At 63.1% G+C, this 25,935-nt stretch carries 26 protein-coding genes; 17 read left to right on the top strand and 9 right to left on the bottom strand.

What is annotated here, in order from left to right; all coding sequences use genetic code 11:
* Positions 1-16: 16 nt before the first annotated feature.
* On the bottom strand, positions 17-211 hold the full coding sequence (locus BBH56_RS09390; protein ID WP_110882325.1) for a YgaP family membrane protein: 195 nt from the start codon (positions 209-211) through the stop codon (positions 17-19).
* A gap of 100 nt (positions 212-311) precedes the next feature.
* Here BBH56_RS09390 and BBH56_RS09385 point away from each other — a divergent pair, with 100 nt between their 5' ends.
* Genes BBH56_RS09385 through BBH56_RS09355 form a run of 7 tightly spaced genes read left to right on the top strand, consistent with a single transcriptional unit; the run spans position 312 to position 8,800 of the window.
* A complete protein-coding gene (locus BBH56_RS09385) occupies positions 312-1,010 on the top strand; it encodes a Crp/Fnr family transcriptional regulator (RefSeq protein ID WP_318262548.1) in 699 nt (232 codons plus the stop codon).
* Between the two features lie 50 nt (positions 1,011-1,060).
* Positions 1,061-2,482: a cytochrome ubiquinol oxidase subunit I gene (locus BBH56_RS09380; protein WP_148122670.1), complete on the top strand. Its 1,422-nt coding sequence runs from the start codon at positions 1,061-1,063 to the stop codon at positions 2,480-2,482.
* The gene (cydB, locus tag BBH56_RS09375) at positions 2,479-3,477 is read left to right on the top strand and encodes a cytochrome d ubiquinol oxidase subunit II (RefSeq protein ID WP_198515217.1); all 999 of its coding nucleotides are present in this window, start codon (positions 2,479-2,481) and stop codon (positions 3,475-3,477) included. The genes BBH56_RS09380 and cydB overlap by 4 nt, the downstream gene beginning before the upstream one ends.
* Positions 3,478-3,480: 3 nt before the next feature.
* Complete coding sequence (gene cydD / locus BBH56_RS09370; protein ID WP_148122669.1) at positions 3,481-5,178, top strand: thiol reductant ABC exporter subunit CydD; 1,698 nt, start codon at positions 3,481-3,483, stop codon at positions 5,176-5,178.
* Complete coding sequence (gene cydC, locus BBH56_RS09365; RefSeq protein WP_148122668.1) at positions 5,171-6,895, top strand: thiol reductant ABC exporter subunit CydC; 1,725 nt, start codon at positions 5,171-5,173, stop codon at positions 6,893-6,895. The genes cydD and cydC overlap by 8 nt, the downstream gene beginning before the upstream one ends.
* A 15-nt stretch (positions 6,896-6,910) precedes the next feature.
* On the top strand, positions 6,911-7,969 hold the full coding sequence (locus BBH56_RS09360) for a tartrate dehydrogenase (RefSeq protein ID WP_148122667.1): 1,059 nt from the start codon (positions 6,911-6,913) through the stop codon (positions 7,967-7,969).
* Positions 7,970-8,020: 51 nt separating this feature from the next.
* The gene (locus tag BBH56_RS09355; protein ID WP_148122666.1) at positions 8,021-8,800 is read left to right on the top strand and encodes a dienelactone hydrolase family protein; all 780 of its coding nucleotides are present in this window, start codon (positions 8,021-8,023) and stop codon (positions 8,798-8,800) included.
* Between the two features lie 42 nt (positions 8,801-8,842).
* Here the strand turns inward: BBH56_RS09355 and mutM are convergent, their stop codons facing one another.
* The 3 genes from mutM to rpmB form a co-directional block, all read right to left on the bottom strand.
* Complete coding sequence (gene mutM / locus BBH56_RS09350) at positions 8,843-9,661, bottom strand: bifunctional DNA-formamidopyrimidine glycosylase/DNA-(apurinic or apyrimidinic site) lyase (protein ID WP_148122665.1); 819 nt, start codon at positions 9,659-9,661, stop codon at positions 8,843-8,845.
* 81 nt (positions 9,662-9,742) lie between these two features.
* A complete protein-coding gene (gene rpmG, locus BBH56_RS09345) occupies positions 9,743-9,898 on the bottom strand; it encodes a 50S ribosomal protein L33 (RefSeq protein WP_110882318.1) in 156 nt (51 codons plus the stop codon).
* A 7-nt stretch (positions 9,899-9,905) separates the two neighbouring features.
* Positions 9,906-10,142: a 50S ribosomal protein L28 gene (gene rpmB, locus BBH56_RS09340; RefSeq protein WP_110882317.1), complete on the bottom strand. Its 237-nt coding sequence runs from the start codon at positions 10,140-10,142 to the stop codon at positions 9,906-9,908.
* A gap of 173 nt (positions 10,143-10,315) precedes the next feature.
* Between rpmB and BBH56_RS09335 the strand changes: the two genes are divergently transcribed.
* Positions 10,316-11,299 (top strand): DnaJ C-terminal domain-containing protein, encoded by a 984-nt coding sequence (locus BBH56_RS09335; protein WP_148122664.1) that lies wholly within the window; start codon positions 10,316-10,318, stop codon positions 11,297-11,299.
* On the opposite strand, the gene BBH56_RS09330 is transcribed toward BBH56_RS09335, so the two are convergent.
* Entirely contained in the window at positions 11,280-12,293 is a 1,014-nt protein-coding gene (locus tag BBH56_RS09330; RefSeq protein WP_157809146.1) for a transposase, read from the bottom strand. The two genes, BBH56_RS09335 and BBH56_RS09330, sit on opposite strands and share 20 nt — an antisense overlap.
* A 499-nt stretch (positions 12,294-12,792) precedes the next feature.
* On the opposite strand from BBH56_RS09330, the gene BBH56_RS09325 reads away from it, so the two are divergent.
* From BBH56_RS09325 to BBH56_RS09315, 3 genes are read left to right on the top strand one after another with little or no spacing between them, the layout of a single operon-like run.
* A complete protein-coding gene (locus BBH56_RS09325; RefSeq protein ID WP_148122662.1) occupies positions 12,793-13,455 on the top strand; it encodes a protein-L-isoaspartate O-methyltransferase family protein in 663 nt (220 codons plus the stop codon).
* A gap of 24 nt (positions 13,456-13,479) precedes the next feature.
* Positions 13,480-13,803 carry a rhodanese-like domain-containing protein gene (locus tag BBH56_RS09320; RefSeq protein WP_148122661.1) on the top strand — a complete coding sequence of 108 codons (324 nt, stop codon included), beginning with the start codon at positions 13,480-13,482 and terminating at the stop codon, positions 13,801-13,803.
* A 19-nt stretch (positions 13,804-13,822) separates the two neighbouring features.
* Positions 13,823-15,142: a TolC family outer membrane protein gene (locus BBH56_RS09315; protein ID WP_148122660.1), complete on the top strand. Its 1,320-nt coding sequence runs from the start codon at positions 13,823-13,825 to the stop codon at positions 15,140-15,142.
* Here the strand turns inward: BBH56_RS09315 and BBH56_RS09310 are convergent.
* A complete protein-coding gene (locus BBH56_RS09310; RefSeq protein WP_148122659.1) occupies positions 15,117-16,472 on the bottom strand; it encodes a 3-deoxy-D-manno-octulosonic acid transferase in 1,356 nt (451 codons plus the stop codon). The genes BBH56_RS09315 and BBH56_RS09310 overlap by 26 nt on opposite strands.
* A complete protein-coding gene (locus tag BBH56_RS09305; protein WP_148122658.1) occupies positions 16,469-17,572 on the bottom strand; it encodes a glycosyltransferase family 9 protein in 1,104 nt (367 codons plus the stop codon). The genes BBH56_RS09310 and BBH56_RS09305 overlap by 4 nt, the downstream gene beginning before the upstream one ends.
* On the opposite strand from BBH56_RS09305, the gene BBH56_RS09300 reads away from it, so the two are divergent.
* A complete protein-coding gene (locus tag BBH56_RS09300; RefSeq protein WP_148122657.1) occupies positions 17,564-18,274 on the top strand; it encodes a 3-deoxy-D-manno-octulosonic acid kinase in 711 nt (236 codons plus the stop codon). The two genes, BBH56_RS09305 and BBH56_RS09300, sit on opposite strands and share 9 nt — an antisense overlap.
* Here the strand turns inward: BBH56_RS09300 and hldE are convergent.
* A complete protein-coding gene (hldE, locus tag BBH56_RS09295; protein WP_148122656.1) occupies positions 18,256-19,716 on the bottom strand; it encodes a bifunctional D-glycero-beta-D-manno-heptose-7-phosphate kinase/D-glycero-beta-D-manno-heptose 1-phosphate adenylyltransferase HldE in 1,461 nt (486 codons plus the stop codon). The genes BBH56_RS09300 and hldE overlap by 19 nt on opposite strands.
* 129 nt (positions 19,717-19,845) lie before the next feature.
* Here hldE and BBH56_RS09290 point away from each other — a divergent pair, with 129 nt between their 5' ends.
* The 5 genes from BBH56_RS09290 to BBH56_RS09270 are packed head-to-tail and all read left to right on the top strand — an operon-like array spanning position 19,846 to position 24,793.
* Complete coding sequence (locus BBH56_RS09290) at positions 19,846-20,775, top strand: lysophospholipid acyltransferase family protein (RefSeq protein ID WP_148122655.1); 930 nt, start codon at positions 19,846-19,848, stop codon at positions 20,773-20,775.
* Positions 20,772-21,833 (top strand): lipopolysaccharide heptosyltransferase II, encoded by a 1,062-nt coding sequence (gene waaF / locus BBH56_RS09285; RefSeq protein WP_148122654.1) that lies wholly within the window; start codon positions 20,772-20,774, stop codon positions 21,831-21,833. The genes BBH56_RS09290 and waaF overlap by 4 nt, the downstream gene beginning before the upstream one ends.
* Before the next feature lie 24 nt (positions 21,834-21,857).
* Complete coding sequence (locus BBH56_RS09280) at positions 21,858-22,826, top strand: UDP-glucuronic acid decarboxylase family protein (RefSeq protein WP_148122653.1); 969 nt, start codon at positions 21,858-21,860, stop codon at positions 22,824-22,826.
* Position 22,827: 1 nt separating this feature from the next.
* Positions 22,828-23,688, top strand: a complete 861-nt coding sequence (locus tag BBH56_RS09275; RefSeq protein ID WP_198515216.1) for a glycosyltransferase family 2 protein — start codon at positions 22,828-22,830, stop codon at positions 23,686-23,688.
* Positions 23,681-24,793, top strand: coding sequence for a glycosyltransferase family 4 protein (locus BBH56_RS09270; RefSeq protein WP_148122651.1), 1,113 nt, complete (start codon positions 23,681-23,683; stop codon positions 24,791-24,793). Before BBH56_RS09275 ends, BBH56_RS09270 begins: the two co-directional genes overlap by 8 nt.
* Positions 24,794-24,813: 20 nt before the next feature.
* On the opposite strand, the gene BBH56_RS09265 is transcribed toward BBH56_RS09270, so the two are convergent.
* On the bottom strand, positions 24,814-25,923 hold the full coding sequence (locus BBH56_RS09265; RefSeq protein ID WP_404828068.1) for a glycosyltransferase family 4 protein: 1,110 nt from the start codon (positions 25,921-25,923) through the stop codon (positions 24,814-24,816).
* Positions 25,924-25,935: the final 12 nt, after the last annotated feature.

Here is a 25,935-nt window from a genome sequence, read left to right as displayed (position 1 = left end):
GTGAAAGGGGAACGATTCACGCCTTGCGGGCGCAGGTATTGAGGCCCAGCAGGCTGTAGGCCGGGCAGGTGCTGAACACGGCCGTCGCGAGCGGGACCAGGCCGATCCAGCCCCAGGCCATGCCTGAGTTGAAAACCGCCAGCGCGATCAGCGCCAGCCCGACGATGGCGCGCAGGGCGCGGTCGACTGTTCCGATGTTCTGTTTCAGCATTGCGGGTCTCCTTACAGTATTCGACTGCATCAGGTTTAATGACCCGGACAGTAGGCGCGTGATGGCGGCCTGCAATCAGTGATCAAGTCACACACCACGGGTGGGCAGCACAGTGAAAGATTTCGACGAGACCGCAATCGCCGACAATCGGCTGTTCGATGCGCTGGATGAAACCACCTGCAGGCGGGTGCTCGAGGGCGGCAGACGCATGACGATGCCCGCCGGCACGCCGGTCTTCGCCCCGGGCGACGAATGCCAGGGGCTGCCACTGGTCATCGAGGGTGAAATCCGGGTGCAGATGATCGGCGCATCGGGGAACGAAATCGTGCTCTATCGCATCGAAGGGGGTGAAATGTGTCCCCTGTCGCTGGGCTGTCTCCTTTCCCGGAACAGCCACCAGTCGGAAGCGATTGTGGAGAAGGACAGCGAGGTGCTAGTCCTGTCGCCGGCATTGACGACCGAGCTGATGGACCAAGCCGTGTGCTTCCGCCAGGCGATACTCGAGAGTTATGGCCAACGTCTGCAGTCGCTCATGCTGGTGATCGAGGAAGTGGCTTTCCGGCGTCTCGATGAGCGGCTCGCCGAAAAACTTGTCGAACGTCAATTTCAGGGGCAACTGGCCGTCACCCATCAGGATCTTGCGGTAGAATTGGGGACGGCTCGGGAAGTCGTCAGCCGGCTGCTCAAGGAGTTCGAACGTCGCGGTCTCGTTCGGCTCGAGCGCGGTTGCATCACGATCAGCGATCGCGACGCGCTTGATCGGGTCCGCGGTGATACTGCGAAGGACAGGACCGCATGAATAAGACGCGGAGGGCCGCGTTTTAAGTTGGCAAGCCAGAGGCAAGCGTCATGGAATTTGATCCCGTACTGATATCGCGACTGCAGTTCGCCTTCGTGGTGTCGTTCCACGCCATCTTCCCGGTGTTCACCATCGGACTGGCGTCCTACATCGCCCTGCTCGAGGGGCTGCATTTCAAGACCGGCAACCCGCTCTGGGCGCAGCTCTCGCGGTTCTGGACCAAGGTCTTCGCCGTGGCGTTTGGCATGGGCGTGGTCTCCGGGATCGTGATGTCGTTCCAGTTCGGGACCAACTGGAGCAACTTCGCGCAGGCATCAGCCAACTTCCTCGGGCCGATTCTCAGCTACGAGGTGGTCACCGCGTTCTTCCTCGAAGCCGCCTTCCTCGGTGTGCTGCTGTTCGGTCGCGACAAAGTGCCGCGGGGCACGCATCTGTTCGCCGCCTGCATGGTGGCGCTAGGTACCTTCGTGTCGGCGTTCTGGATCCTGGTCGCCAATAGCTGGATGCACACACCGGCGGGCGCCGAGTTCCGGGACGGTATCCTCCACGTGACGAGCTGGACGGAAGCGATCTTCAACCCGTCGTTCCCGTATCGGTTCACGCACATGGCCGTTGCCAGCTTCCTCACCGGCAGCTTCGTGGTGGCGGGTGTCAGCGCCTGGTATCTGCTCAAGGGTCACAGGGTCGAGGCCAACAAAAAGGCCCTGTCCATGTGTCTGTGGATGATCCTGTTCCTGGCGCCGGCCCAGGCCGTCATCGGCGACTTCCATGGGCTGAATACGCTCGAGTATCAGCCGACCAAGCTGGCGGCCATGGAGGGCAACTGGGAGACCCAGTCGAATGTGCCGCTGCTGCTCTTTGCGCTGCCCAGCAAGGAAGCGCAGGGCAACCTGTTCGAGGTGGGCATCCCCAGCCTTGCCAGCATCATCCTGACCCATCATGCCGATGGCGTTGTGCCGGGTATCAACGAGGCGTCACCGGCGGAGCAGCCACCGGTGTCGATCGTGTTCTGGTCGTTCCGCGCCATGGTGGGCATCGGCTTTCTGATGATCGCCATCGGCCTCTGGGGACTGGTGTTGCGGATGCGGCGTCAGCTCTACGAGCCGGGTCTGTTCCATCGCACCCTGCCGTTCATGATCGCCGCGCCCTTCATTGCCGTGGTGGCCGGCTGGGTGACCACCGAGTCGGGCCGCGCGCCGTGGCTGGTGTATGGCATGTTGAGCTTTGCCGAGGGCGTCACGCCGTCACTCAGTGGCTGGATGGCCGTGGTGAGCCTGATCGGGTACATGGCCGTCTACGCGGTCGTCTACGCGGCGGGCGGATACTACCTCTGGCAGGTGGTGAAAGGCGGAATGGATGGCTCCGAGCCGGGTAGCGATGAGGCCGGCGCCCATCCCAAGCGTCCGCTCTCCGGTGGCGGCCCCATCGGCGACGCCGCGCCCGCTGCGCCGCTGAAGGGAGACTGGACATGATCGACTTCACCATGATCTGGGCGGCGATCATCGCCTTTGGCGTGATTATGTATGTGCTCATGGACGGTTTCGACCTGGGCGTGGGGATCCTCTACCCCCTCGCCCCGGACGAGGAATCCCGCGACATTATGATGAACACCGTTGCACCATTCTGGGACGGCAACGAGACCTGGCTGGTGCTGGGTGGCGCCGGTCTGCTGGGTGCCTTCCCGCTGGTCTACTCGGTGCTGCTCCCGGCCCTGTACTTGGGGGTGTTCCTGCTGCTTGCCGGTTTGATTTTCCGCGGGGTGGCGTTCGAATTCCGGTTCAAGGCCAGTCGTGAGCGCAAGCACTTCTGGAGTGTCGCCTTTGCGGGTGGGTCGGCCGTCGCCGCACTGGCGCAGGGCATCGTCGTCGGGTCCTACATCCAAGGTTACCAGACCGAGAACATGGTCTACACCGGCGGGGCCTTCGACTGGCTGACGCCGTTCACGCTGCTGACCGGCGTCGGACTGCTGATCGGTTATGCGCTGCTCGGCAGCACATGGATCATCATGAAAACCGAAGGCCCGGTTCAGGAGTGGGCGTATCGCATCGCCCCCAAGCTGCTTGCCGGCGTGCTGGGCATCTTCCTGATCATCAGCTTCTGGACGCCACTGGTCGACGAATTCGTCCGCCAGCGCTGGATGGACACGCTGTCGCTCATCTGGCTGCTACCCGCGGGTGCGCTGGGCTGTGCCTATCTGGTGATGCGGGCGATCCGGCGACGCGACGAGGGCATCCCGTTCGTCGCCACCATGGGGCTGTTCGTATTCACCTATCTGGGTCTGCTCGCGAGTAAGTGGCCCTATGTGGTGCCGCCGGACTACACCCTCTATGACGCGGCCTCGGCACCCGAGTCGCAGGCGTTCCTGCTGGTGGGCGTGCTGTTTGTCATTCCGGTCGTGCTCGCCTACACCGCCTGGACCTACTGGGTGTTCCGCGGCAAGGTGCGTGCCGGTGAGGGCTACCACTAGCGAATGACACCCAGGGAATGGCTGGCCCGGCAGCGCCGCGAGGTGTCCGGGCCACTCCGGTTGGCCGCGGTATACGGGATCGCCGAGGGCGGACTGATCATCGCGCAGGCCGGGCTGATCGCCTGGCTGGTCCAACAGGTGGTCATTCACGAGCGCCCCCTCGGCGATTTCCTGCCTGCCGGCCTGATCCTGATTGGCGTTGTCGGTCTGCGACCGTTGTTTGCCTCACTCCGGGCCGGGGCCGGTATCTCGGCGGCCGCCCGGGTGCGGGCAGTGGTCCGTCGCCGCCTCATCCACCATGTGGAATCCCTGGGTCCCGCCGGGCTGGCGGACATCAGCAGCGGAGAGCTCAGCAGCCAGCTGACTGATCAGGTGGACGCCCTGGAGGGCTACTTCGCCCGCTATGTTCCGCAGATGACCATTGCGGTGATCGTTCCCGCGGCCATTGTGGCGGCGGCGTACACCCAGGACTGGATCGCCGCCAGTTTTCTGCTGCTGTCGGCGCCGCTGATCCCGCTTTTCATGGCACTGGTCGGCATGGGCGCCGAGCGTCTCAACCGTGACCAGTTCCTGGCGCTCGGCCGTCTATCCGGTCAGTTTCTCGACCGGGTGCGGGGACTGACGACGCTGCGGTTGTTCGGCCGCACCGAGGACGCCGCCGCCGGCATTGTCTCGGGATCGGATGAGTACCGGCAGCGGAGCATGCGCGTGCTGCGCGTCGCCTTCCTCTCCTCGGCGGTGCTCGAGTTCTTCGCCTCGGTGGCCATCGCCGTCGTCGCGATCTACATCGGCTTTGGACTGCTCGGCTACATCGAATACGGCCCGTCCACGCAGCTCACGCTTTTCAGTGGCCTGTTCATCCTCTTGCTCGCCCCGGAATTCTTCCAGCCCCTGCGAACGCTCGCGCAGCACTACCACGACCGCGCCACCGCCCTCGGCGCCGCCGAGCTCCTCAACGAGCTCGAAGCCCGGCCGGTGGGCGCGGAAAAGTTTGGGACGGAAAAGTTTGGGACAGGCACGTTGCGGGAGGGCACAAAGTTCGGGGAGGAAAAGTTTGGGACAGGCACGTTGCAGATGACCGATCTGCGCCTGGATCGGGTGGGGCGTGGGACCATTCTGCGGGTCGATTCCTTTCGCGCGGACGCCGGCGCGCGGGTCCTGATCGAAGGCCCCTCCGGTACGGGCAAGACCTCGCTGCTGCTCGCCATCGCCGGCCTCCTGCCGGTGGCTGAGGGTACAGTCGAGCGGCGGTTTTCGGACTCGCGGATCGGCTGGCTGGGTTCGCCGCCCTTCCTGGCCAACACGAGTATCCGCGCCAATATCCGTTTTGGTGACCCCGCCGCCGATGACTCAGCCATCCTCGATGCCGCCTATCAGGCCGGAGTCATGGAATTCACCGACCGCCTCGACCAGGGGTTGGATACGATTGTTGGCGAACGAGGCCTCTCGCTATCAGGGGGACAGGCACAACGTGTTGCGCTAGCCCGCGCCCTGGTCTCACCGGCACCGATGATACTGCTCGACGAACCGACCAACGCGCTGGACGCGACAACGGAAAGCTACGTGCTGAAGGCAATCAACACGCTCGCGGCCGAGGGCCGTGTGGTCGTGATCAGCAGTCATGACGCAGCGCTGCGGGGAGTCGCTGACCAGCGCTACCGCATCAACGATCAGCAGCTCGAGATGATTGGCAATGGATGAGCTAAAGCCTTATCTGCGGATGCTGAAACACTACAGGGGCCGGCTGATCCTTGGCGCGGTCCTGATGTTCGTGACGAGTGCGTCAGGGATTGGGCTGCTGGCCCTGTCCGGCTGGTTCATCACGGCGACCGCCATTACCGGGGCACTGATTGCGGCCGGTGTCGCGGCCACGCTCGAAATCTATATCCCCGGAGGCGGCATCCGGACTTTCGCGGTTTCCAGAACCGTCGCACGCTATTTTGAGCGAATCTTCAACCACGACACGGTACTCCAGCTTTTGCGTGACCTGCGTGGGCGTGTTTTCACCCAGCTGAGTCGTCTCAATCCGGCGGAAATGGCGCGCCTGCGAAGCGGCGAACTGCTCAACCGCCTGACCACGGATATTGATCGCCTCGACGGACTGTACCTGCGCGGCCTTTCACCGCCGGTTGTGGCGCTGCTTGCGATTCTGCTCGTCGGTGCTCTGCTTGCAATCGGCGCGCCCTGGCTCGGCGGGCTCGTAATTGTGGTTCTCACGACGATGGCCGGCGGGGCCCTCTGGATGGCCTGGCACACCGGCCAGCAGCTCACCCGGGATCTGGCGGCATCATCCGCCGCGCTTCGTGCAAGTGCCATGGATCACGTCACGGGACTCTCGGAGCTGACCGCCTTCGGCAGCCTGGAGCATCACCGGCAGGCCGTAATGCAAGCCGACGACCAGGCCCGCCGGCGCGATGAACGGATTGCCAAACGCATGGCCTACGGCGAATCGATCCTCAACAGCGGCATCCATCTAACCGCCGTGCTGGTGCTACTCATCGCCCTGCATCTTTTCCAGACCGGTCAGACCAGCGGACCCGTTGCCGTCATGATGCCCCTCGCCGTACTGGCGCTGCTCGAACCGCTCGGCGTCCTCCCCGCCGCCGGCCTCCAGCTCGCCCGCGCCCGCGCCTCCGCGCAACGGCTGAGTCACGGGGTGAGTAATGGGACAGGCACAAAACAGACGTCAGGCGCCGGCTCCGAAACCACGGTTCAACCGGCTGGAGCACACCCGCGCACCGAGGGCCTCAGCCACGCGCCGCCTGTGAGCATCAACGCCGTGTCGCTCGTGCGCGGGGCGGGTGCCCGCGTCCTCGATAATCTCAACCTGGATGTATCGCCCGCGGAGACCATCGGGATTATTGGCGTATCCGGCTGTGGCAAATCCAGCATCGCCGCCATGATTGCCGGTCAGATTAACATAGATAGCGGCACGGTCGAGGTTGATGGAACCTCGATCGAAACATTTGATCTTGACGCCCTGTATCCGGATATCGCCTACCTCACCCAGCAGACCGACCTTTTCAGTGGCTCATTCGCCGGCAACCTCCGCATCGCCAACCAGCATGCCGACGAGTCGATGATGTGGGCAGCCTTGCAAAGTGTTCAGCTGGATGAATTCGTGGCATCAACGGATCAGGGCTTACACACCTGGGTGGGCGAGTCCGGCATGGAGCTATCAGCGGGACAGGCACGACGTCTTGCACTGGCTCGCCTTTTCATGCGCAATCCTCAACTCGTCATCCTTGATGAGCCGTTGACCGGCCTGGACGAGCAGACGGCGGAGGCTGTCTCAGCGAGACTCTCCGACTGGCTGTCAGCGCGGTCCGCCATCGTCCTCGGACACGGTCCGGAATCTCTGCCCCGTGTCGATCGACGGCTATTGCTGCGCGCGGGCGCGCTATCTGAAGAAAACTAGACAATAGAGGCCCCCATGACCCACCGCATCGCACTGATTCCTGGCGACGGGATTGGCGCCGAGGTAATGCCAAGCGCGCTACGCTGTCTCGAGGCGCTCTCCCGCCGTCCCGGGCTGAACTTCGAATTCACCGACTTCCCCTACTCCTGCGAGTACTACGCGCGGCATGGGGTGATGATGCCCGCGGATGGGATCGAGCAGCTTCGGCCTCACGACGCGATCCTGCTGGGCGCGGTGGGCTATCCGGGTGTACCCGATCATATCTCGCTCTGGGGGCTTCTCCTGCCCATCCGGCGCGAGTTCGGGCAGTACGTCAACCTGCGTCCCGTGCGACTGCTCCGAGGTCTCACCTCAGCGCTGCGCGATCGCGGCCCCGAGGACATCAACTACCTTGTGGTCCGCGAGAATAACGAGGGTGAGTACTCGGACATCGGCGGGCGCATGTATGACGGGCTTCCTGAGGCCATGGCCATCCAGGCCAATGTCATCACCCGCAAGGGTAGCGAGCGGATCCTCAATTATGCCTTCCGGCTTGCCGAGTCGCGGGCACGCCAGACGCTTGCCTACGCCACCAAATCCAATGGCATCAAGCACAGCATGCCCTTCTGGGATGAGCAGGTCGCAGCGATGGCGCCACGCTACCCGGCGGTCAATGTCGAGCAGTATCACGTCGACATCCTGGCCGCCAATCTGGTCACGCATCCGGACTGGTTCGATGTCATCGTTGGCACCAACCTGTTCGGGGATATCCTCTCGGACCTGGGCCCGGCCACGGCCGGTGGGATCGGTGTCGCCCCCTCCGCGAACATCAACCCGGATCCCAGCGTGCCATCGATGTTCGAGCCCGTGCACGGTTCAGCGCCGGACATCGCCGGTCAGGACATCGCAAACCCGATCGCCATGATCTGGACCATTGTCATGATGCTCGAGCATCTCAACGAAAACGACGCCGCGACCGACCTGATGAGCGCCCTGGAAGCTGTCACCGGCGAAGGCAAAGTCATGACCCGCGATCTTGGAGGCACCGCTGGCACCGTCGAGTTTACGGATCGCGTGCTGGCCGAGCTTGGGTAAAAGTTTGGGACAGGCACGTTATCAGCCCGTTTTCAGCGAAGGAGCAAATCCATGCGTTACATCCTTCATTCAGTGACTGCCGCAGCGGTGATGGTGCTGATACCCGCAATCGCTCAAGCGGAAATCGTGACCGAGACTGTTCGTTACAGTCATGGCGAGCAGGCGTTCGAGGGCTATGCGGCTTACAACAGCGCCCTTGGCAGCGAGCAACCGACAGTCATCATCATCCATGACTGGGACGGCCTTGGAGATTATGAGAAAGCGCGGGCCGAGATGCTCGCCCAGGCCGGTTACGCCGCGTTTGCGGTGGACCTGTTTGGCGCAGGTGTTCGTCCGCAGAGCATTGAGCGACGCCGCGAACTGACCAATGCCCTTTACGCCGATCGCGACCGCATGCGGGCACTCATGGAGTCAGGGCTGGATGCAGCCGATAATCAATCGGCGATCGGAGCCGACACTGCAGTGGCGATCGGTTACTGCTTTGGAGGTGCTGCGGCGCTCGAGTGGGCGCGCTCCGGCGCTGATCTAGAGGGATTTGTGTCCTTCCACGGCGGTCTGGCAACGCCCGATGGACAGACCTATGAGCAAGTCCAGGCTCCCTTGCTGATCCTCCACGGCAGCAATGACCAGGTCGCTCCCATGAGCGATGTCGCTGACCTGGCTGCAAGACTGGATGAGGGCAGTGTCGCCTATGACATGGAGATTTACGGCGGCGCACGCCATGCCTTCACCGACTGGCATGCGAGCGAGCGGTACGACGCCAGCGCCGACCTCAAGTCTTGGGCGGCGATGATGGATTTTTTGGGACAGGCACTTAACGCGAATAACTGACAGCGCAGATGGCAGGCCAAAAATCCTCGTCGGCAACCGCTTTCAGCGTTGACAGCCAGGGCAGTACACAGTGGCGCGCTGGCCAAGGCGGCTTGTGCGCAGCGTCCGTCCGCAGCGCCTGCAGGGCTGTCCGCCTCGTCCGTAAGCGTCCAGAGATTGCTGAAAATAGCCCGGCTGGCCGTCGCTGCGGCTGAAGTCGCGAAGGGTCGTGCCCCCTGCCTCGATCGCCTCGGCGAGCACTTCCCGAATTGTGGCAGCGAGGCCCTCGAAGCGCTTCCGGGACACCCGACCTGCCGCACGGGCCGGGTGGATCCCCGCACGAAACAAGGCTTCGGTCGCGTAGATGTTCCCGACACCGACGACGATGCGGCTGTCCATGATGAATGCCTTGACTGCCAGCCGTCGGTTACCGGCCTGAGCATAAAGATAGGCGCCATCAAACCGGGCATCAAAAGGCTCAGGCCCCAGTGAGCGCAGCAGTGAGTGTGACTCGGCGGGCTCTTCGGTCAGGTGGATGCTTCCAAAGCGCCTCGGATCATGAAACCGCAGACAGCAGTCACTCCCCACGAGAAAGTCGACATGGTCATGCTTGAGGGGCGGGGTGTGCGGCGGGACCACTCTGATGTAGCCGGACATCCCCAGATGCAGCATCACAGCGCTACCTGAGTCGAGCCGCATGATCAGGTATTTGCCACGACGGTCCAGCTGCCAGACCCGAGCCCCGGTGATCGCCGTTGCCAACTCGGCGGGAACCGGCCAGCGCAGCCTCGACTCGCGGACAACGGCTCGTTCTATGACCCGCCCGACACAGTGTGGCTCAAGGCCCCGACGTGTCGTCTCGACTTCAGGTAGTTCGGGCATCAGCTCGCCCCCGCTCAGGGTCAATCGGGCATAAAAAAGCCCGCTTGTAGCGGGCCTTGAAGTCTGCGCCTTGCGAGACTTTTATTTGATCTTGGCTTCCTTGTAGACCACGTGCTTGCGCACCACCGGGTCGTACTTGCGGAACTCAAGCTTATGGGGCGTGTTCCGACGGTTCTTGTCGGTAGTGTAGAAATGCCCCGTGCCGGCGGTCGATACAAGTTTGATCTTGTCGCGCATGATTACCTCAGACCTTTTCGCCGCGGCTGCGCAGATCCGATACAACCTGCTCGATGCCGAGTTTATCGATGAGCCGCATCCCCTTACTGGAGATCCTCAACCTTACCCAACGGCTCTCGCTCTCGAGCCAGAACCGATGATAGCGCAGGTTGGGCAGGAAGCGCCGGCGCGTCTTGTTGTTGGCGTGTGAGACGTTGTTTCCGGTCATCGGGCGCTTGCCGGTGACCTGACAGACTTTGGCCATTTGGCCCTCCCGAAATCCGTTACCGAGCTGATGCGCAACTGCGCTCACTGAGCCGTGTTTTATACCAGCATCGATGTCACGCTGCAATGCTGCGGACGCCTTACTCCTTGAATTTGCTCCGGGAAAACACAAGATCTACGGGCATACCAGGTTTGGGACAGGCACAAAAAGGCATGGAGTATCAGGACTACTACAAAACCCTCGGCGTCAACCGGGATGCGTCGGCCGACGAGATCAAGAAGGCATACCGCCGGCTTGCGCGCCGATACCACCCGGACGTAAGCGAAGAGCCAGACGCGGAAGCCCAGTTCAAGCGCATATCCGAGGCATACGAAGCCCTGAAGGATCCGGAAAAGCGCAAGCTCTATGACCAGCTCGGCGAGAACTGGCAGGCAGGCCAGGACTACTCACCACCGCCGGGCAGCCAGCGCACTGGATCCAGGACAACCTCAGGATTTAGCAGCGGCGGTGACTTTGGTGACTTCAGCGACTTTTTCGAAAGTATCTTTGGCCGCGGCGCAGCGGGCGGTTTCAATGACCCCTTCGGCGAGTTCCGCGGTCAGCAGAGGGGGCCGGATTGGGACAGGCACCAAGGCGCGAGCACGCAAGGACGGGATGTCAGCGCCGAGCTCGAAGTCGACCTTGAAGATGCCTATAGCGGGGCCACCAGGACGGTCAGCTTCACAGCAGCGGGACAGGCACAATCCCAGCGCCGCGAACTCAAAGTCAAAATCCCGGCCGGCGTCACTGACGGGCAGAGGATACGCCTGAAGGGTCAGGGCGAAGCATCACCTTTTGGCGGGGAGAACGGGGACCTTCTGATCAGGATCCTGATCAAGCCCCATCGACACTTCCAGCTCGATGGCAAAGATGTCCATCTGGTGCTTCCTGTCGCACCGTGGGAGGCGGCGTTGGGCGCCACAGTCGCGGTACCGACGCTCGGCGGAAAAGTTGAGCTGACTATCCCTGCTGAAAGCCAGAGCCAGAAGCGGCTACGGCTGAAGGGACGGGGCATGCCCGGAAAAACCCCCGGTGATCAGTATGTCAGCCTCATGATCGTCAACCCGCCGGCCAAAACGGAGGATGCGAAGGCGGCTTTTGAGTCGTTCAGGGAGGCCTTTGATTTCGACCCGCGCGCTAGCCTGGGCTCGCATTGAGGTTATCGCTCGTCTCAAGGAAAAGACCGGCGGCGCTGCGATACCCCCTGACGTAGCGGCGCCCGAGCTGCCGCGCCAGGCCTGGTAGCCTGACGGCATCCCCCAGCACTGCCTGACGGTAGCGCGTCTGACCTGTTACGAACTCCACCAGACCTCGAGCCGCGAGACCAAGCCGTTCCGCTATCGGCGGCATCTCCGCGGCAATCACTGGGACACCTGGTTTGGTCATATGACGTCCGGTCCAGTCGAGTAACTCCAGATACTCAAATTTTTCTCCGGGAAGGTCACCAGCAGCCATTCCGAGATCGGTACCGGAGAAAGGCATGATGACTGGCCCGGAGGCCTTATCGGTCCCCGTGGCGGCCTGCTTGAATCGTTGGACGGCCGAACAGTCACGCCCTGCTTCCGGGCGATCCACCATCCCCGCACGCAGCGGGTTGAGGTCGACATAGGTCATGGCGGCAAGAAGCGCCCCTTCATCCGCCAGCGCCTGAGACCGATAGCGGCCCTGCCAGAAGTGGCCTGTAACACCATCCTCATGATTAGCGCGACGAGCGATGGGCTCGTTCAGGCAGCGCATGAACCACGAAATACTCATCAGGCGTGAGCGATATCCCTCGATCATCAGGCGCATCGCTGGATGAGGCGTCGCGGACTCACCCGCGCTGACAAACTCGTGCATCCACGCCGGTCCTCTGAAGATCCGTAACCAGCGCTGAACGACCTCCCGGGATTTGAGGGCTCGGGCGTCACTCTCATTGACGCGCACCACGAGGTGATAGTGGTTGGACAGCACCGCATAGGCGCAAAGATCAATTGCGAACACGTCAACCAGATGGGCAAGCCTTGCCTTGATCCACTCGCGCCGATGCGAATAGTCCTGGCCGCTGAGGGAATCTTTCCCGCAGAGGAACTGCCGGCGCACGCACCGGGAAACGAGGTGATAGTAAGGCGTTGCCTCAAGCGAAATCTGATTGCGTCGTGGTTGCCCCATCCCTGGTCTGCTCCTCGACGGTCTATGCAAGCGTTATGGAAAAGGTGGAAACAGCCGCCGGCCGTGGTGCTTGGCGTCCTTTCCTCGACCCCGTCACCAGCGACTGCCCACGACTGCAGTGTCGCCAACAAATGGATCGATCACCAGCCCAATCCGCGCCTGAGCGACCGAACGGCAGCAGCCGTCCGACGAGCGGCAGGTCAAGCGAATGGGGAGAAGGAGGAAGGTGACCAGCCGCCAGTCCGGGGATAAATCAGCGTCCCTGCTGCCAAGTCCATCGGCCCAGCGGCTGGTCGACTCTGAGTATCCACGCGGAAGGGAGGCATTGGTATCCCCCATATGAGGGGGGTCAGGCCGAACTTGTCGCATTCAAGCAAAGTGCTTAGGGTTTCAGTAGAATCTGGTTCGGGACAGACACGTTGGAGGAATAGTCATTACCGCCCGTCGCCACGCGTCCCTGACACCCCAGCCCCTGTCGACACTCAATAGGTTTAACTCGATGACCGACGTCAACCTCGCAACGGCGCGAGACAACATGGTGGAGCAGCAGCTGCGCACGTGGGAAATCCTCAACGAGCGTGTGCTCGAAGTGATGCACAGGATGCCGCGCGACCGCTTCACGCCGAGTGCGTTCGCCAACCTCGCATATGCCGACATGCAGGTGCCGATCGATCATGACCAGGTGATGCTCGAGCCCAAGGTGGTCGGCCGCTTGCTGCAGGCGCTTGATCCGCAGCCGAACGAGCGGGCTCTGGAGATCGGTACTGGAACCGGGTATTTGACTGCCTGCCTCGGGGAGATGGCGGCGGATGTCACGAGTGTGGATCTCTACCCGGAATTCACCGAGCTTGCCGCTTCCAACCTGAAAAAGCAGGCGATCGAAAACAACCGCCTTGAGACCGGGGATGCAGCGCTGGGATGGGATGACGGCCGTCGCTACGATGTCATTGCGGTTACCGGCTCACTGCCGGAACTCCATCAGGGATTCCATCGCAGCCTGACCCAGGGCGGGCGATTGTGTCTGATTGTGGGACAGCCCCCCATCATGGAAGCCGTTCTGATCACGCGCGTCGGCGAGGACCAATGGGCACGTGAGAGTCTGTTTGACACAAGTGCGCCGGCGCTGGTCGGAGCCCCCGTCACACGCAGTTTCGCGGTCTGACCGGGACCGCAACGGATCAATGCTTTGCTGACGATTACACCTAGGGAATTGCACGAGCAACTGACAACGAAACAGGCACGTTTCGTGCTGCTCGATGTCCGCGAGGATTGGGAAACGCGGATCAACCACCTCGAGGGCAGTATGTTCGAGCCCATGAGCGGCATTGACCCAAGCCTTGCTGAGCGAGTCCCGGCGGACCAGGACATCGTCGTGATTTGCCACCATGGCGTCAGAAGCGCTCAAGTGGCCCAGTGGCTTGAACAAAATGTGCACTCACGAGTCTTCAACCTAAGCGGCGGGATCGACGCCTGGTGCCATTCCGTTGACCCCGATTTACCGAAATACTGATCAAGCAGGTTATTACGCAATGCGTGACCCCAGACAGACGCCGGCGCGGACGGTCCTTTTTGCGGCGGCCATTTTTGTGGCTGTCCCGAACCTGGCGAACGCCGAGAGCCTGACGAGCATCTACGAGCAGGCGCGCACCAGCGACCCGCAGTTTCAGCAGGCAATCGCAGATCGCAACGCCAGAGAGGAGCTGCTGCCACAGGCACAGGCCGGACTGAAACCGGACGTCGCGCTGAGCTCGACCTACGATGCGATCGATAATCGGAAGACCGACGATCAGTTCCAACAGCTTACCTACGGGGTATCGCTGACCCAGCCGCTGTATCGCTACTCACAGAGCCAGGCTGTCGATCGAGCGGACGCTCAGGTCAGTCAGGCGCGGGCCGAGTTCGATTTTGCCCGGCAGGAACTTATCCTGCGCGTGGCTGAGCGCTACTTCGCAGTGCTCGACGCCCGCGAGGCGCTGGACGCGGCGGAAGCGAACCTCGACGCGATCCGACGTCAGCTCGATCAGGCCGAGCAGCGCTTCGAGGTGGGAGTGATCGCCCGCACTGATGTCGAAGAAGCCCGAGCGAGAGCCGATCTGGCCCAGGCGGAGCGGCTGCAGGCCGAAGACGATCTCGAGAGCCGGCGAGAGGAGCTGCGCGAACTCACCGACCGCGCCCCGGAACAGCTCGATGCCGTGCGGGCTGAAGTCTCGCTTACCGCTCCCGAACCCGAGGATCCGGCCACTTGGCGTGAGCAGGCCGAAGAGGAAAACCGCCAGCTGGCGGCTGCCCGGTTTGCCGCAGAGGCCGCCATGGAAGGGGTTGATGTCCAGCGCGGCGGGCGCCTGCCGACCGCCGATCTGGTGGCCGGATACAACCGCTCGCGCAACTACAACAACGATGGTATCGAGCGTGAAACCAACCAGCTGAGTGCGGGTGTTGAGCTCAACTTCCCGCTCTATCAGGGCGGCGAAGTATCCTCCAATGTCCGTGAAGCGCAGTTCCGGTATACCGAAGCGCGCGAGGCGCTGGAGGAAACGCGCCGGACAGTCGGCCGCAACGCGGCTGATGCATACCGGGGCGTTCAAACAGCGCTGGAGCGGGTGCGGGCACTTGATCAGGCCCGTGTTTCGACTCGGTCTGCGCTGGAGGCCACGGAAGCGGGTTTTGAGGTTGGTACTCGGACCATTGTCGATGTACTCAACGCGCAGCGCGAGCTGTTCAACGCCGAGCGCGATTACGAGCAGGCGCGCAACGCGTATCTGGTGAACACCCTGCGTTTACGGCAGGCCGCCGGGACGTTGACCGAAGCTGATCTCGAGCGGGTCAATGATCTGCTCGGGGAGTCCTGAGCGGCGGCAGAACGCACCGCTCGAGGATATCCAACGTCCGCTCACTGGCCCCGCGGTGGGCTTCGATGAGCGTCTGGGCATTGCGGCCGGTTTGCTCGAGAAAGTGCCTGTCCCGAAGCAGCATCGTCACCGACTGGGCCAGGTCGGCGGCGGTCTCGACTCTGATCCGCCCCGCGCAACGGCCTAGCAGCGCATCGATCTGCTGGCAGTTGGTCACGAAAGGCCCCATCAGGATCGGCTTACCGAGCGCGGCGGGTTCAAGCGGGTTGTGTCCCCCGACGGGCACCAGACTTCCCCCAACAAATGCCAGATCCCCCGCGGATAGATATCGGGTCATCTCACCCATGGTGTCGCCGAGCAAGACCCTCGTGGAGCGGTCCAGAGCGATGGAATCGTTGAGATCTGATGCGTTGAGAACGTGCCTGTCCCAAACTTCTCCGGACCCGTCTGCACCATCAGCCGGCCACTGGAAGCGCTCGGGATGGCGGGGCACGGCGATCAAAAGCGCATCAGGAAAGGCTTCAAGCACCATCTGATGGGCTTGTCGGATTAGCTCGGACTCTCCCTGCCGGATACTGGCGGCCACCCAGACCGGGCGCTCCTCACCTATAAAGGCCCTGAGCCGAATGCCGGCCTCCGCCTGACGGGCATCGACTGGCTGATCGAACTTGAGATTGCCGGTGATGTGGATATGCCGCTTTGGGACAGGCACGTTATCCGGCCGCACGTTATCCGGCCCATCACTCCCTAGTAATTCACTGAACCGCTGGGCGTCCTCCTCGGTCTGTGCGCACAGGCAGGTGAGCCCCCGGAGCGACTGCTTGATCAGGGCACCCAGTCGCTGATATCGCTTGAGACTTGCGGCGCTCAGGCGGGCATTGATCAGCGCCACGGAGACGCTCCGCCGGGCAAGTGTATCGAGACGATTCGGCCAGATCTCAAGTTCGATAAACACGGCAGCCGCCGGTGAAAGCGCGTCCACAAATCGCTCGACAGCCCCGGGGACATCCACCGGGGCATACCCGTACTCGACGGTCCCCCGATAGCGCCGCGCCAGGGTTTCCAACCCCGTTGGCGTATTGGTGGTGATATAGAGAGAGCGCCCGTCGAACACCAACCGATCAATCAGGCTGTGCGCCGCCCGCACTTCCCCCACCGAAGCGGCATGCACCCAGATGACTCCGGCCTTTGGCGGGTGACTGCCAAAGCGGCCCCAGCGCTGCTCCCGACCGTTTTTAAAAGCGATATTTTTCCGCCCCAGACGCCACAGATAGACGCGATAAGCCGGCGAAAGCGCTCGGGATATCAGGCGATAGGCAGCTAGGTTCATTCGCGCAACCGCTCATCGGCGGGCGTCGCCATTAATTGATCCAGACGCTCGACCACCATCGCCGGGGTGATCAGCGACATGGCATCGGGATCGCGCACACGCCGGCCCCAGCGGACTGTTTCAACCGATCGCTTGAGAAAGCGCTGAACAGCGGCCGGATAGGCGTTGACCACCCACTTTCGGCCCAGCACTGGTCCGGTGCGATCCGGGTTGGACGTCGCGTAGAGCCCGATAGCCGGCGTCCCCGCCGCCACCGCCATATGCACCGGCCCCGAGTCGGGAGCAATCACCACCGTTGCGCGCTGGATGAGGGCGAACAGGGTTTTCAGGTTGGTGCGACCGACCAGGTTCACGAGGTTTGGGACAGGCACGTTGTTGCTGCCCGCCAGCGCCCGCTCGATACGCTCTGCATAGGCGTGCTCGAGCTCGCTGTGCCCGCCGGTGAGAACGACCTGCAGGCCATGGTGTAGGGCGGCATGCCGAGCAACCTCGGCGTAATGCTCGGCCGGCCAGTTGCGGAAGTTGCGAAAGCGCTCACTGCTACAGGGGCTGATCACCAGCAGCGGCGTCCCTGCGACCAACCGATTAACCTCGTCCTTCGCCCCCTGCGGGATCGGAATGTCCCATTTCAGCGTCCGATCTCGGACCCCGAGTGCTTCACAGAAACCGAAAAACCCCTCAGTGACATGACCGGGCGGTGATGCGGGAATCCGACGATTGATGAAAAGGCCATGACCGTCCCGCGCCCGAGCGCGATCAAACCCCACGCGTAGCGGCGCACGGACAGCTCTCGAAGCCCGGCCCGCCCGCAACGCGACCTGCATCAGCAACAAGGCATCGAATCTGCGGGCGCCAAGCTGGCGCCGCAATGTGCCTGTCCCGTTGTTTTTGTCGTGCGCAATGACTTCCACGCCATCCAGATCACCCAGTAGACTGGCTTCCACTTTGCCCATCACCCAGGTGAGCTGCGTATCCGGCAGCTGGGTCTGGAGCGTGCGGACAACAGGAACGATATTGCAGCAATCGCCAATCGCTGAGAGACGAAACAGACACAACCGTTCTGGCAGCGGTTCAGCCGGGTTTGGACGGTAATGGGGCATATAAGCGTCCGACAAAAGGATGATGAGTACTTTATCAGCCCAGATCCGGCCTCGCCCGCCAGCCATTCCCCTCAACTGTTCGATGTTGACGCGCTGCGGGCCCAGGGCTTGCTCGACGGTCAGGCCACCGGTCGCGCCCAGGCCTACTTCCTGCGTGCCCACGGTAAGCACCTGGTTCTCCGTCACTACCGCCGTGGCGGCCTGCCCCGTCACTTGAGCGACGACCGATTTATCTGGACGGGACTCTCGCGGAGCCGTCCGTGGCGGGAGCTGGCGGTGATGGCGCGGTTGCGAGCACTGAATTTTTTTGTGCCTGTCCCGTTCTTAGGACGCGTTCAGCGACAGACGATGACCTACACGGCGGACATCCTTACCGAACGGATCCCAGGCGCTCGGTCGATGGCCGATCGGGTGGCTGACGACGCTTCGACGGCGATTTGGGCGAAGATCGGGCGGGTGGTGCGCGGCTTTCATGATGCGAATGCGCATCACCCGGATCTGAATGTTCGCAACATACTGATCGATGAGAGCCATGAGGTCTGGTTGATCGATTGGGACCGAGGGCACCTGCATGCCAACGCTCGCCTGAAAACCCGGAGCCTGGCGCGATTGAAACGCTCGCTCGACCAAGAGCCCGGGCTGACGGAAGCGTTTGAGCGGGGCTGGCCGCGATTGCTCGAGGCCTACGAGTCAGCCCCCTGAATGCGCTCAATGATTGAGCTGGTGGATTCGCCGTCCACAAAATCAAGCACTTCCACCTCGCCACCTGCCGCAGTGACGGCGTCGTAGCCGGCAATCGCCTCCGGTCGATAATCACCACCCTTGACCAGCACATCGGGCAGCAGCGTTTCGATCAGCTTCGCGGGGGTGTCATCCGCAAACGGGATGACCCAGTCAACCGCCGCCAACGCCGAGAGGACCGCCATGCGCTGCGCCAGAGGCATTACCGGACGGCCCGCCCCTTTGAGACGTCTCACGGATTCGTCGTCATTGACGGCGACGATCAGGCGGTCGCCCCGCGCCCGCGCCTGTCCCAGATAATGGACGTGCCCCGCGTGTAGAAGATCGAAGCAGCCGTTGGTCATGACAATGCGCTCACCGCGCTCGCGCAGCGGCTCGAGGATTTTCAGCAGCGTCTGCGGGTCGGTGACTGGATGATCCCGCGGTGACTGCCCGATCGCAGCCTCCAGCTCCGGCACGGTCACTGACGCCGTACCCACCTTGGCCACGACCAGCGAGGCCGCAAAGTTGGCGATCGCGGTCGCCTGATGAAAATCGGACCCCGCGGCCAGCGACGCCGACAGCAAGGCGATCACCGTATCGCCCGCGCCGGTCACATCAAAAACCTCCTGGGCATGAGCCGGCAGGTGGAATGGCTGCGCGTCGGAGCGCAGCAGGCTCATCCCGGCCTCGCCGCGCGTCACCAGCATTCCCGCGATTGACAGATCATCCAGCACCGGCGAGACGACCGTCTCAAGAAAGTGCCTGTCCCAAACCTCATCCCCCCGAGCCGGCCGACCGGCACCGTGCCTGTCCTGGTACTGCCGGAATTCGCCAAGGTTGGGGGTGAGCAGTGTGGCGCCGGCGTAGCGCTGCCAGTCCGTGCCTTTGGGGTCGACGAGGATTGGGACAGGCACGTTCCGCGCTTCAGCGATCAGCGCCTCGACGTGCGAGAGCGTGCCCTTGGCATAGTCGGAGACGATGACGACATCGGTATCCGCGAGCGCGGATCTGAACAGATCGGTCAGGCCGTCGGTTTCCGAGGCCGTGAATGGCCGCTCGAAATCAAGCCGCATGAGCTGTTGTCGCTGGCTGAGCACGCGTAGCTTGCAGATCGTGGGGTGAGTATCGACACGCTTGAGCATCGGCTCGACGCCGCCGGCCTGCAGCGAGGCCTCGAGAAGCCGACCGTGGTCGTCATCCCCGATGAGCCCGATGATTCGCACCTGAACGCCCAGTGCACCAAGATTCATGGCGACGTTGGCCGCGCCGCCCGGTCGCATGTCCTCGCCATCCACGCGCAACACCGGCACCGGCGCCTCAGGCGAGATACGACGGGTCGGGCCGTGCCAGTAGCGGTCAAGCATTACATCACCGACCACGAGCACCCGGGCGGCCTCAAAATCCGGCAATTCAAGCTGCATCGAAACCCTCGAGGCGGTAGATTGTGTGAACCATGACGCAGATTCTAGCAGCCACCGCGCTCAAGCACGCGCCAACAGCCGATCAGAGCTCCCCCTGACGTGACCGATGCCAGCCCGCCTGCGCCCACGATGCGCAACCGAATCAGCCAGCGACTGACCCTTGCCGTGTTCTGGAGCCTCGGCAGACTGCCGCCGCGCATTGCATTTAAATTAGGCGAAACCCTCGGTGGCCTGTTCAATCGACTGCCGACCCAGCGCCGCCACGTCGCGAACCGAAACCTTGAGCTGTGCTTTCCTGAATGGGGACAGGCACAACGCGAGCAGGTCATTCGAGCCAACCTCCGCTACACCGGTCGTGCGGTCGCCGAGACCGCACTCGCCTGGTTTGGCGGACGCGCAGTGGACCAGATCCCCTGCCAGGTCGATGGGCTGGCGCATCTGCAGGCCGCGCAGTCCGACGGGAGGCCGGTGATCCTGCTCTCGGGTCATTTCCTGTGCGTTGAACTCGCGGCACGGCTGATCGGCCCGCGTATTCGCATGGCTGTCATCTACAAGCCGATGCGCAAAAAACCGCTGATGGATCAGGCGATGCTCCGCAGCCGCTCACGCACCCTGGAGGGCGTGCTGCCGCGGACCGATCTTCGCCAGATTGTCCGGACCCTGAAAAAGGGCATCCCTGTCTGGTACGCCGGCGATCAGGACTACGGCACGCAGAACAGCGAATTCGTCCCCTTCATGGGCGTGCGCACACCCACGACCACCGGACTGATGCGCCTTTGCCGCATGACCAACGCCCGGGTCGTGCCGATGTTCTTCCACGTCAACACGACCGGCGATGGCTACACCGTCTCGCTGGGCCCGGCAATGGACGGGTTCCCCACCGGCAACGACCGCACCGACGCCCAATGGATGAACGCCGTGCTGGAGCGCGGGATTCGTGCCCACCCCGAGCAGTACCTCTGGCTCCACCGGCGCTTCAAGCACCCCCCACCGGACGAGCGCCCCGCCTATGCCGACGCCCTGCAAAAACCGCATAACCGGCGTGGGGATCGCTCATGAGCAACCAGCGGGATGACGCCGTGCTGGTGGTGGGCCCCGGCTGGGTCGGCGACATGGTCATGGCGCAGAGCCTTTTCAAAACCCTTCGGCAGCAATCCCCCGAACGCCCGATTGACGTGATCGCACCCACTTGGGGACAGGCACTACTCGAGCGCATGCCCGAAGTGCGCCACACCCTGACACTGCCGGTGGCCCACGGCGAACTGGGGCTGCTCAGGCGTTGGAGATTGGGCCAGGCACTAAAACGCCTCCGCCATCGCCAGGCCATCGTGCTGCCACGCTCGGCCAAAGCGGCCCTCGTGCCGTGGCTCGCCCGCATACCGCATCGAACCGGCTACCTGGGAGAGCACCGCTACGGGCTGCTCAACGACATCCGCCCGCTCGACCGTGAGCGCACCTACCGGACAGTGGACCGCTTCGTGTCGTTGGCCGACTTCGAGGGCGGGAAGTTTGGGACAGGCACAATCCAACCGGGCACGACCCAACCCACCCCCGCACTCACCAGCACCGCCACGCAGCAAAAGCGCACGCTCGAGGACCTGGAGATCGCGCCGCGGTTTGGGACAGGCACGATCATCACCCTCTGCCCCGGCGCCGAATACGGTCCGGCTAAGCGCTGGCCGGCCGGGTCGTTTGCCGCACTGGCGCGGTATTATCTGGCCCGTGACGCGGCGGTCTGGCTGCTCGGCGCAGCCAAAGATGCCGAGATCACCCGGTCGATTGCGCAGGATGCGCCCGGCGCCCTCGATCTTGCTGGGCAGACAACCCTCAGCCAGGCCATTGATCTGTTGGCTGCAAGCACCGCGGTGGTCACCAACGATTCGGGGCTGATGCACATCGCAGCCGCCACGCCCACCCGCGTGATCGCCCTGTACGGCTCGTCAGATCCTGAATATACTCCGCCACTTAGCGGGCACGCGCAGATTATCTACCACCACCTCGAGTGCAGCCCCTGCTTTGCCCGAGAGTGTCCGCTGGGACACCTCAATTGCCTGCGCGGCATCTCGCCCGACGAAGTCATCCGGGCCATCGATCACACCGCACCGCCAGTCACGTGATGCAACCAGCCGAGAGCTCTACTCATGCCGACTCGTAACCACTTCCGTAAAACGTACCTCGTCACCGGCGGCGCAGGGTTCATTGGCTCATACCTGTGTGACCGACTCATCGGCGCCGGTCATGCCGTGCTGTGTGTCGATAACTACCTGACCGGCAGCCGCGACAACATCGCCCATCTGCTCGATGACCCGCATTTCGAAGCGATGCGCCACGACGTGACCTTCCCGTTATTCGTCGAAGTCGATGGCATCTTCAACCTGGCCTGCCCGGCCTCGCCCGTTCACTACCAGCGCGATCCGGTCCAGACCACCAAGACCAGCGTGCACGGCGCGATCAACATGCTGGGACTCGCGAAGCGGCTGAATGTCCCGATCCTTCAGGCCTCCACCAGCGAGGTCTACGGCGACCCGGAAATCCACCCGCAGACCGAAGACTATTGGGGACACGTCAACCCAATCGGCACGCGTGCCTGCTACGACGAGGGCAAACGCTGCGCCGAGACGCTGTTCTTTGACTACCACCGCGAGCACGACCTCGAAATCAAGGTGGCGCGGATCTTCAACACTTACGGCCCGCGCATGCACCCCAATGACGGCCGCGTGGTCTCGAACTTCATCATGCAAGCGCTGCGGGGCGAGGACATCACGCTCTACGGCGACGGCGAGCAGACCCGCTCGTTCTGCTATGTGGATGACCTGGTCGAAGGGCTGATCCGGCTCATGAACACCGATGCCGCGGTGACTGGCCCGGTCAATCTCGGCAACCCCGGCGAGTTCACCATGCGCGAGCTCGCCCGTGCGGTGATCGACGAAACCGGGGCGAAAAGCCAGATGATCCACGCACCGCTGCCCGCCGACGACCCGCGCCAGCGCCAGCCCGACATCAGTCTTGCCCAGCAGACCCTCGAGTGGACGCCAACAGTACCGCTGGTCGACGGCCTGCAGCCGACCGTCGCGTACTTCCGCGATCTCGTCGAACGCGGGCTGAGCTAAGTTGAACGACGAGTCGGGAGCAAAAACTTTGGGACAGGCACTATCCTTGTCCGTCGCCATCATCACCAAGGACGAGGAAGCGAACCTGCCGAGGCTGCTCGATAGCCTCGAGCCGCTGCAGCCGGCGGAGGTGGTCGTTGTTGATTCAGGATCGACGGACTCGACAGTCGCCATCGCCCGCGACCACGGCGCCCAGGTCATCGAGACCGACTGGCCGGGGCATGTCGAGCAGAAAAACCGGGCCCTGGCCGCCTGCCATCAACCCTGGATCCTTTCACTCGACGCCGATGAGCCGATCAGCCCCGAATTGGCGGCGAACATACGCAATCTCCTGGAAAAACAGGACCAGGATCAAAAAGCCGGTTATGAGGTAAGCCGTCTCACCTGGTACCTCGGCGACTGGCTGAGGCATGTCTGGTATCCCGAGTGGCGACTTCGGCTCGTGAAAAACGGCGCCGCCCAGTGGACCGGCCACAACCCCCACGACCGGCTCGAGGTGGACGGTCCGACCGGCCGGCTCAGCGGCGACATCCATCACTATTCATACGCTGACATCGACGACCACTTCCGCCGCAGCATCGACTACGCCCGGATCGGCGCCGAGGCGCTGGCCGCCCGCGGCAAACCGTTTCGCTGGCACAAGATGATTTTCTCGCCTCTCGCCCGCTTCATCCGCCTGATGATCTTCCGGCAAGGCTGGCGCGACGGTTGGCGCGGCTGGATCATCGCCTGGTCCTCCATGTTCTCGGCGTTTTTGAAATACGCCTTCCTCTACGAAATCGAACGAGGGCGGCGCAAGTCTGGCGGCAACTTCGGGACAGGCACAAAACCCACCCCGACAAGCGACAAGAACAATGGTTAGGGACAGGCACAAATCGGAGCACCCACCCAAAGCCCTCATTGCCGCCGGCGGTGGCCATATCACCGAGGTCGAGATGATCAAGGGGCTGCGCGAGGCTGGCGTCGATGCGCACGCCGCCTTTGAATCCTCATCCCCCCACCACGAGGCGTTTGCGCGCGCGGGTGTGCCAACGCGGACACTCGACCTGAAAAACAACGCGGATTTCGCCAAGGCCCGGCAGATCCGCGGGTGGATCAAAGACGAGGGCTTTGACATTGTTCATGGACTGGCCAATCGCCAGGTCGCCAACTTCATCTGGGCCAGCTATGGCCTGCCCAACAAAGTCATCGCCTACCGCGGCGCCGTGGGTCATGTCTCACGCTGGGACCCCACCTGTTACATCAAATGGCTCAACCCCCGCATTGATCGCATCATCTGTGTCTCTCAGGCAGTCGAGCGGGACCTTGCCGACAGCGGTGTTCGTGCCGACAAGCTGGTCACCATCTACAAGGGCCACGATCTGAGCTGGTATGACGCGCTGGATGGTCGCGCCGCGCGCGCCGAGGTGAATGAGGAATTCTCGATTCCCGAGCGCGCGACTTTAATCGGGATCGCCGCGAATATGCGGCCCGTCAAAGGCGCCGATCTCCTGCTCAACGCCATGCTCGAACTGCCGGACGACGTCCACGCCCTGCTGATCGGCGAGGCGCGCGATCCCCAGCTGAAAACCCTTGCGGCGGACGAACGCCTCGAGGGGCGAGTCCACTTCACAGGTTTTCGGCCTGACGCCCCGCGACTGATCGGCGCGCTGGACATCAACACCGCTCCATCGCGGGGGCGGGAAGGCCTGACCAAGACAGTGATCGAAGGCATGGCCCAGGGTATCCCCGCCGTGGTGTCCACCGCCGGCGGATTACCGGAAATGATCCGGGATGGCGAGACCGGCTACGTGGTTCCCATCGACGACCTGACCGCTCTGCGCGAGCGCATCGCCGCGCTGGTGCAAGACCCTGCCGCGCGGGTCAGGATGGGCCGGAATGCGCGTGCCGATATCCGCCGACGCTTTGATATCAGCGCCACCATCCGCCAGACCGCCGATCTCTACCACGCGCTCCTCGACGCCTGACTTTGTGCCTGTCCCAAACCTCAACCCCGGTAATAACCCACCAACCGCTCGACGTGCTCCGCGAGGGTGAAGCGGGCGTTCACCCATTCACGGCCGGCAGCGGCGAGTCGAACGCGCAGGTCGGCGTCTGCCACGAGCTCCGCGATTGCGGCCGTCCAGGCGCCGGGATCTGCCGGGTCGGCGACCCGGCCGCGGTCTTGATCGATCAGCTCAGGGATAGCACCCGACGCCGAGCCGACCACCGCACAATCCGCCGCCATCGATTCGATCACTGACAGCCCGAAAGCCTCCCTCTCGGACGGGATGCAAGCAATGTCCACCGCCTGCAGGCATGTGGCGAGATCTCGACGAAAACCGGCAAACACCACACGATGAGTGAGACCTTCGCGCTCAACGGTGGCCCGAAGTTCGTCCGCAAATCCACCCGGCCGGGCATCCGCACCACTGGCCTCGCCCACGACAACGCCCTGCCAATGCGGCAACGTTGGCTGCTCATCCAGCCTTCTGAGCGCTTCCACCCATACCGAGTGCCCCTTGCTGCGAGTGACTCGGCCGGGCAGAGCGATAACCACCGCCTGATCATCAACCCCCAGACTGCGGCGCATCTCCCGTCGGCGCTGATCCGACATTGATGCGCCATGCGCCTGCAGATCGATGCCGTAGTACAGCTGCACCAGTCGCTCGGCGGGGACGGGCAGCGCGGCCCGATTCCATTGCTGAGTCGCCTGGCTGATCGAGAACACGCGCCGCGCCTTGGCATAGGCCCAACGGTGATAGAGGTCCTTTTTGGGCTTTTTCACCCCCATGTGATCGGTAAAGAACAGCCGTAGCCCTGGACGCCGCTGAGCGAGCAGAGCAGCGATCTGCATGTCGCTCGATTTATGCGCATGGACCACTCGGATATCGTGCCGATCCAGATAGCGCAGAATGCGCGGCAGCTGGAGCAAGGCAGCCGGCCGCGAGCCCACCGTCAACGGCTCCACCCCCACCGCTTTGAATGCGTCCGCCACCCGCGTGCCAGCCAGCGCCATTCCATGGACCGCCCAGCCCTGCCGCTGGAGCTCGGGCGTCACACGGGCGGGATACATCTCCAGGCCTCCCCAGCTTTGGGACAGGCACAAATGCAGCACCCTCAAAGGCAC

It is taken from the genome of Spiribacter roseus, assembly GCF_002813635.1.
Taxonomy (GTDB): Bacteria; Pseudomonadota; Gammaproteobacteria; order Nitrococcales; family Nitrococcaceae; genus Spiribacter; species Spiribacter roseus.
This window is presented reverse-complemented; position numbering and strand designations above follow the sequence as displayed.

Excerpts from the sequence above, each read along its gene's own strand:
- BBH56_RS09310 (WP_148122659.1), bottom strand. The coding sequence starts at position 16,472 with ATGAACCTAGCTGCCTATCGCCTGATATCCCGAGCGCTTTCGCCGGCT.
- cydC (WP_148122668.1), top strand. The coding sequence starts at position 5,171 with ATGGATGAGCTAAAGCCTTATCTGCGGATGCTGAAACACTACAGGGGC.
- BBH56_RS09290 (WP_148122655.1), top strand. The coding sequence starts at position 19,846 with ATGCGCAACCGAATCAGCCAGCGACTGACCCTTGCCGTGTTCTGGAGC.
- rpmG (WP_110882318.1), bottom strand. The coding sequence starts at position 9,898 with ATGCGCGACAAGATCAAACTTGTATCGACCGCCGGCACGGGGCATTTC.
- BBH56_RS09330 (WP_157809146.1), bottom strand. The coding sequence starts at position 12,293 with ATGGGGCAACCACGACGCAATCAGATTTCGCTTGAGGCAACGCCTTAC.
- rpmB (WP_110882317.1), bottom strand. The coding sequence starts at position 10,142 with ATGGCCAAAGTCTGTCAGGTCACCGGCAAGCGCCCGATGACCGGAAAC.
- BBH56_RS09270 (WP_148122651.1), top strand. The coding sequence starts at position 23,681 with ATGGTTAGGGACAGGCACAAATCGGAGCACCCACCCAAAGCCCTCATT.
- mutM (WP_148122665.1), bottom strand. The coding sequence starts at position 9,661 with ATGCCCGAACTACCTGAAGTCGAGACGACACGTCGGGGCCTTGAGCCA.
- BBH56_RS09300 (WP_148122657.1), top strand. The coding sequence starts at position 17,564 with ATGGGGCATATAAGCGTCCGACAAAAGGATGATGAGTACTTTATCAGC.
- cydB (WP_198515217.1), top strand. The coding sequence starts at position 2,479 with ATGATCGACTTCACCATGATCTGGGCGGCGATCATCGCCTTTGGCGTG.
- cydD (WP_148122669.1), top strand. The coding sequence starts at position 3,481 with ATGACACCCAGGGAATGGCTGGCCCGGCAGCGCCGCGAGGTGTCCGGG.
- hldE (WP_148122656.1), bottom strand. The coding sequence starts at position 19,716 with ATGCAGCTTGAATTGCCGGATTTTGAGGCCGCCCGGGTGCTCGTGGTC.
- BBH56_RS09335 (WP_148122664.1), top strand. The coding sequence starts at position 10,316 with ATGGAGTATCAGGACTACTACAAAACCCTCGGCGTCAACCGGGATGCG.
- BBH56_RS09315 (WP_148122660.1), top strand. The coding sequence starts at position 13,823 with ATGCGTGACCCCAGACAGACGCCGGCGCGGACGGTCCTTTTTGCGGCG.
- BBH56_RS09380 (WP_148122670.1), top strand. The coding sequence starts at position 1,061 with ATGGAATTTGATCCCGTACTGATATCGCGACTGCAGTTCGCCTTCGTG.
- BBH56_RS09325 (WP_148122662.1), top strand. The coding sequence starts at position 12,793 with ATGACCGACGTCAACCTCGCAACGGCGCGAGACAACATGGTGGAGCAG.
- BBH56_RS09390 (WP_110882325.1), bottom strand. The coding sequence starts at position 211 with ATGCTGAAACAGAACATCGGAACAGTCGACCGCGCCCTGCGCGCCATC.
- waaF (WP_148122654.1), top strand. The coding sequence starts at position 20,772 with ATGAGCAACCAGCGGGATGACGCCGTGCTGGTGGTGGGCCCCGGCTGG.
- BBH56_RS09360 (WP_148122667.1), top strand. The coding sequence starts at position 6,911 with ATGACCCACCGCATCGCACTGATTCCTGGCGACGGGATTGGCGCCGAG.
- BBH56_RS09355 (WP_148122666.1), top strand. The coding sequence starts at position 8,021 with ATGCGTTACATCCTTCATTCAGTGACTGCCGCAGCGGTGATGGTGCTG.
- BBH56_RS09305 (WP_148122658.1), bottom strand. The coding sequence starts at position 17,572 with ATGCCCCATTACCGTCCAAACCCGGCTGAACCGCTGCCAGAACGGTTG.
- BBH56_RS09280 (WP_148122653.1), top strand. The coding sequence starts at position 21,858 with ATGCCGACTCGTAACCACTTCCGTAAAACGTACCTCGTCACCGGCGGC.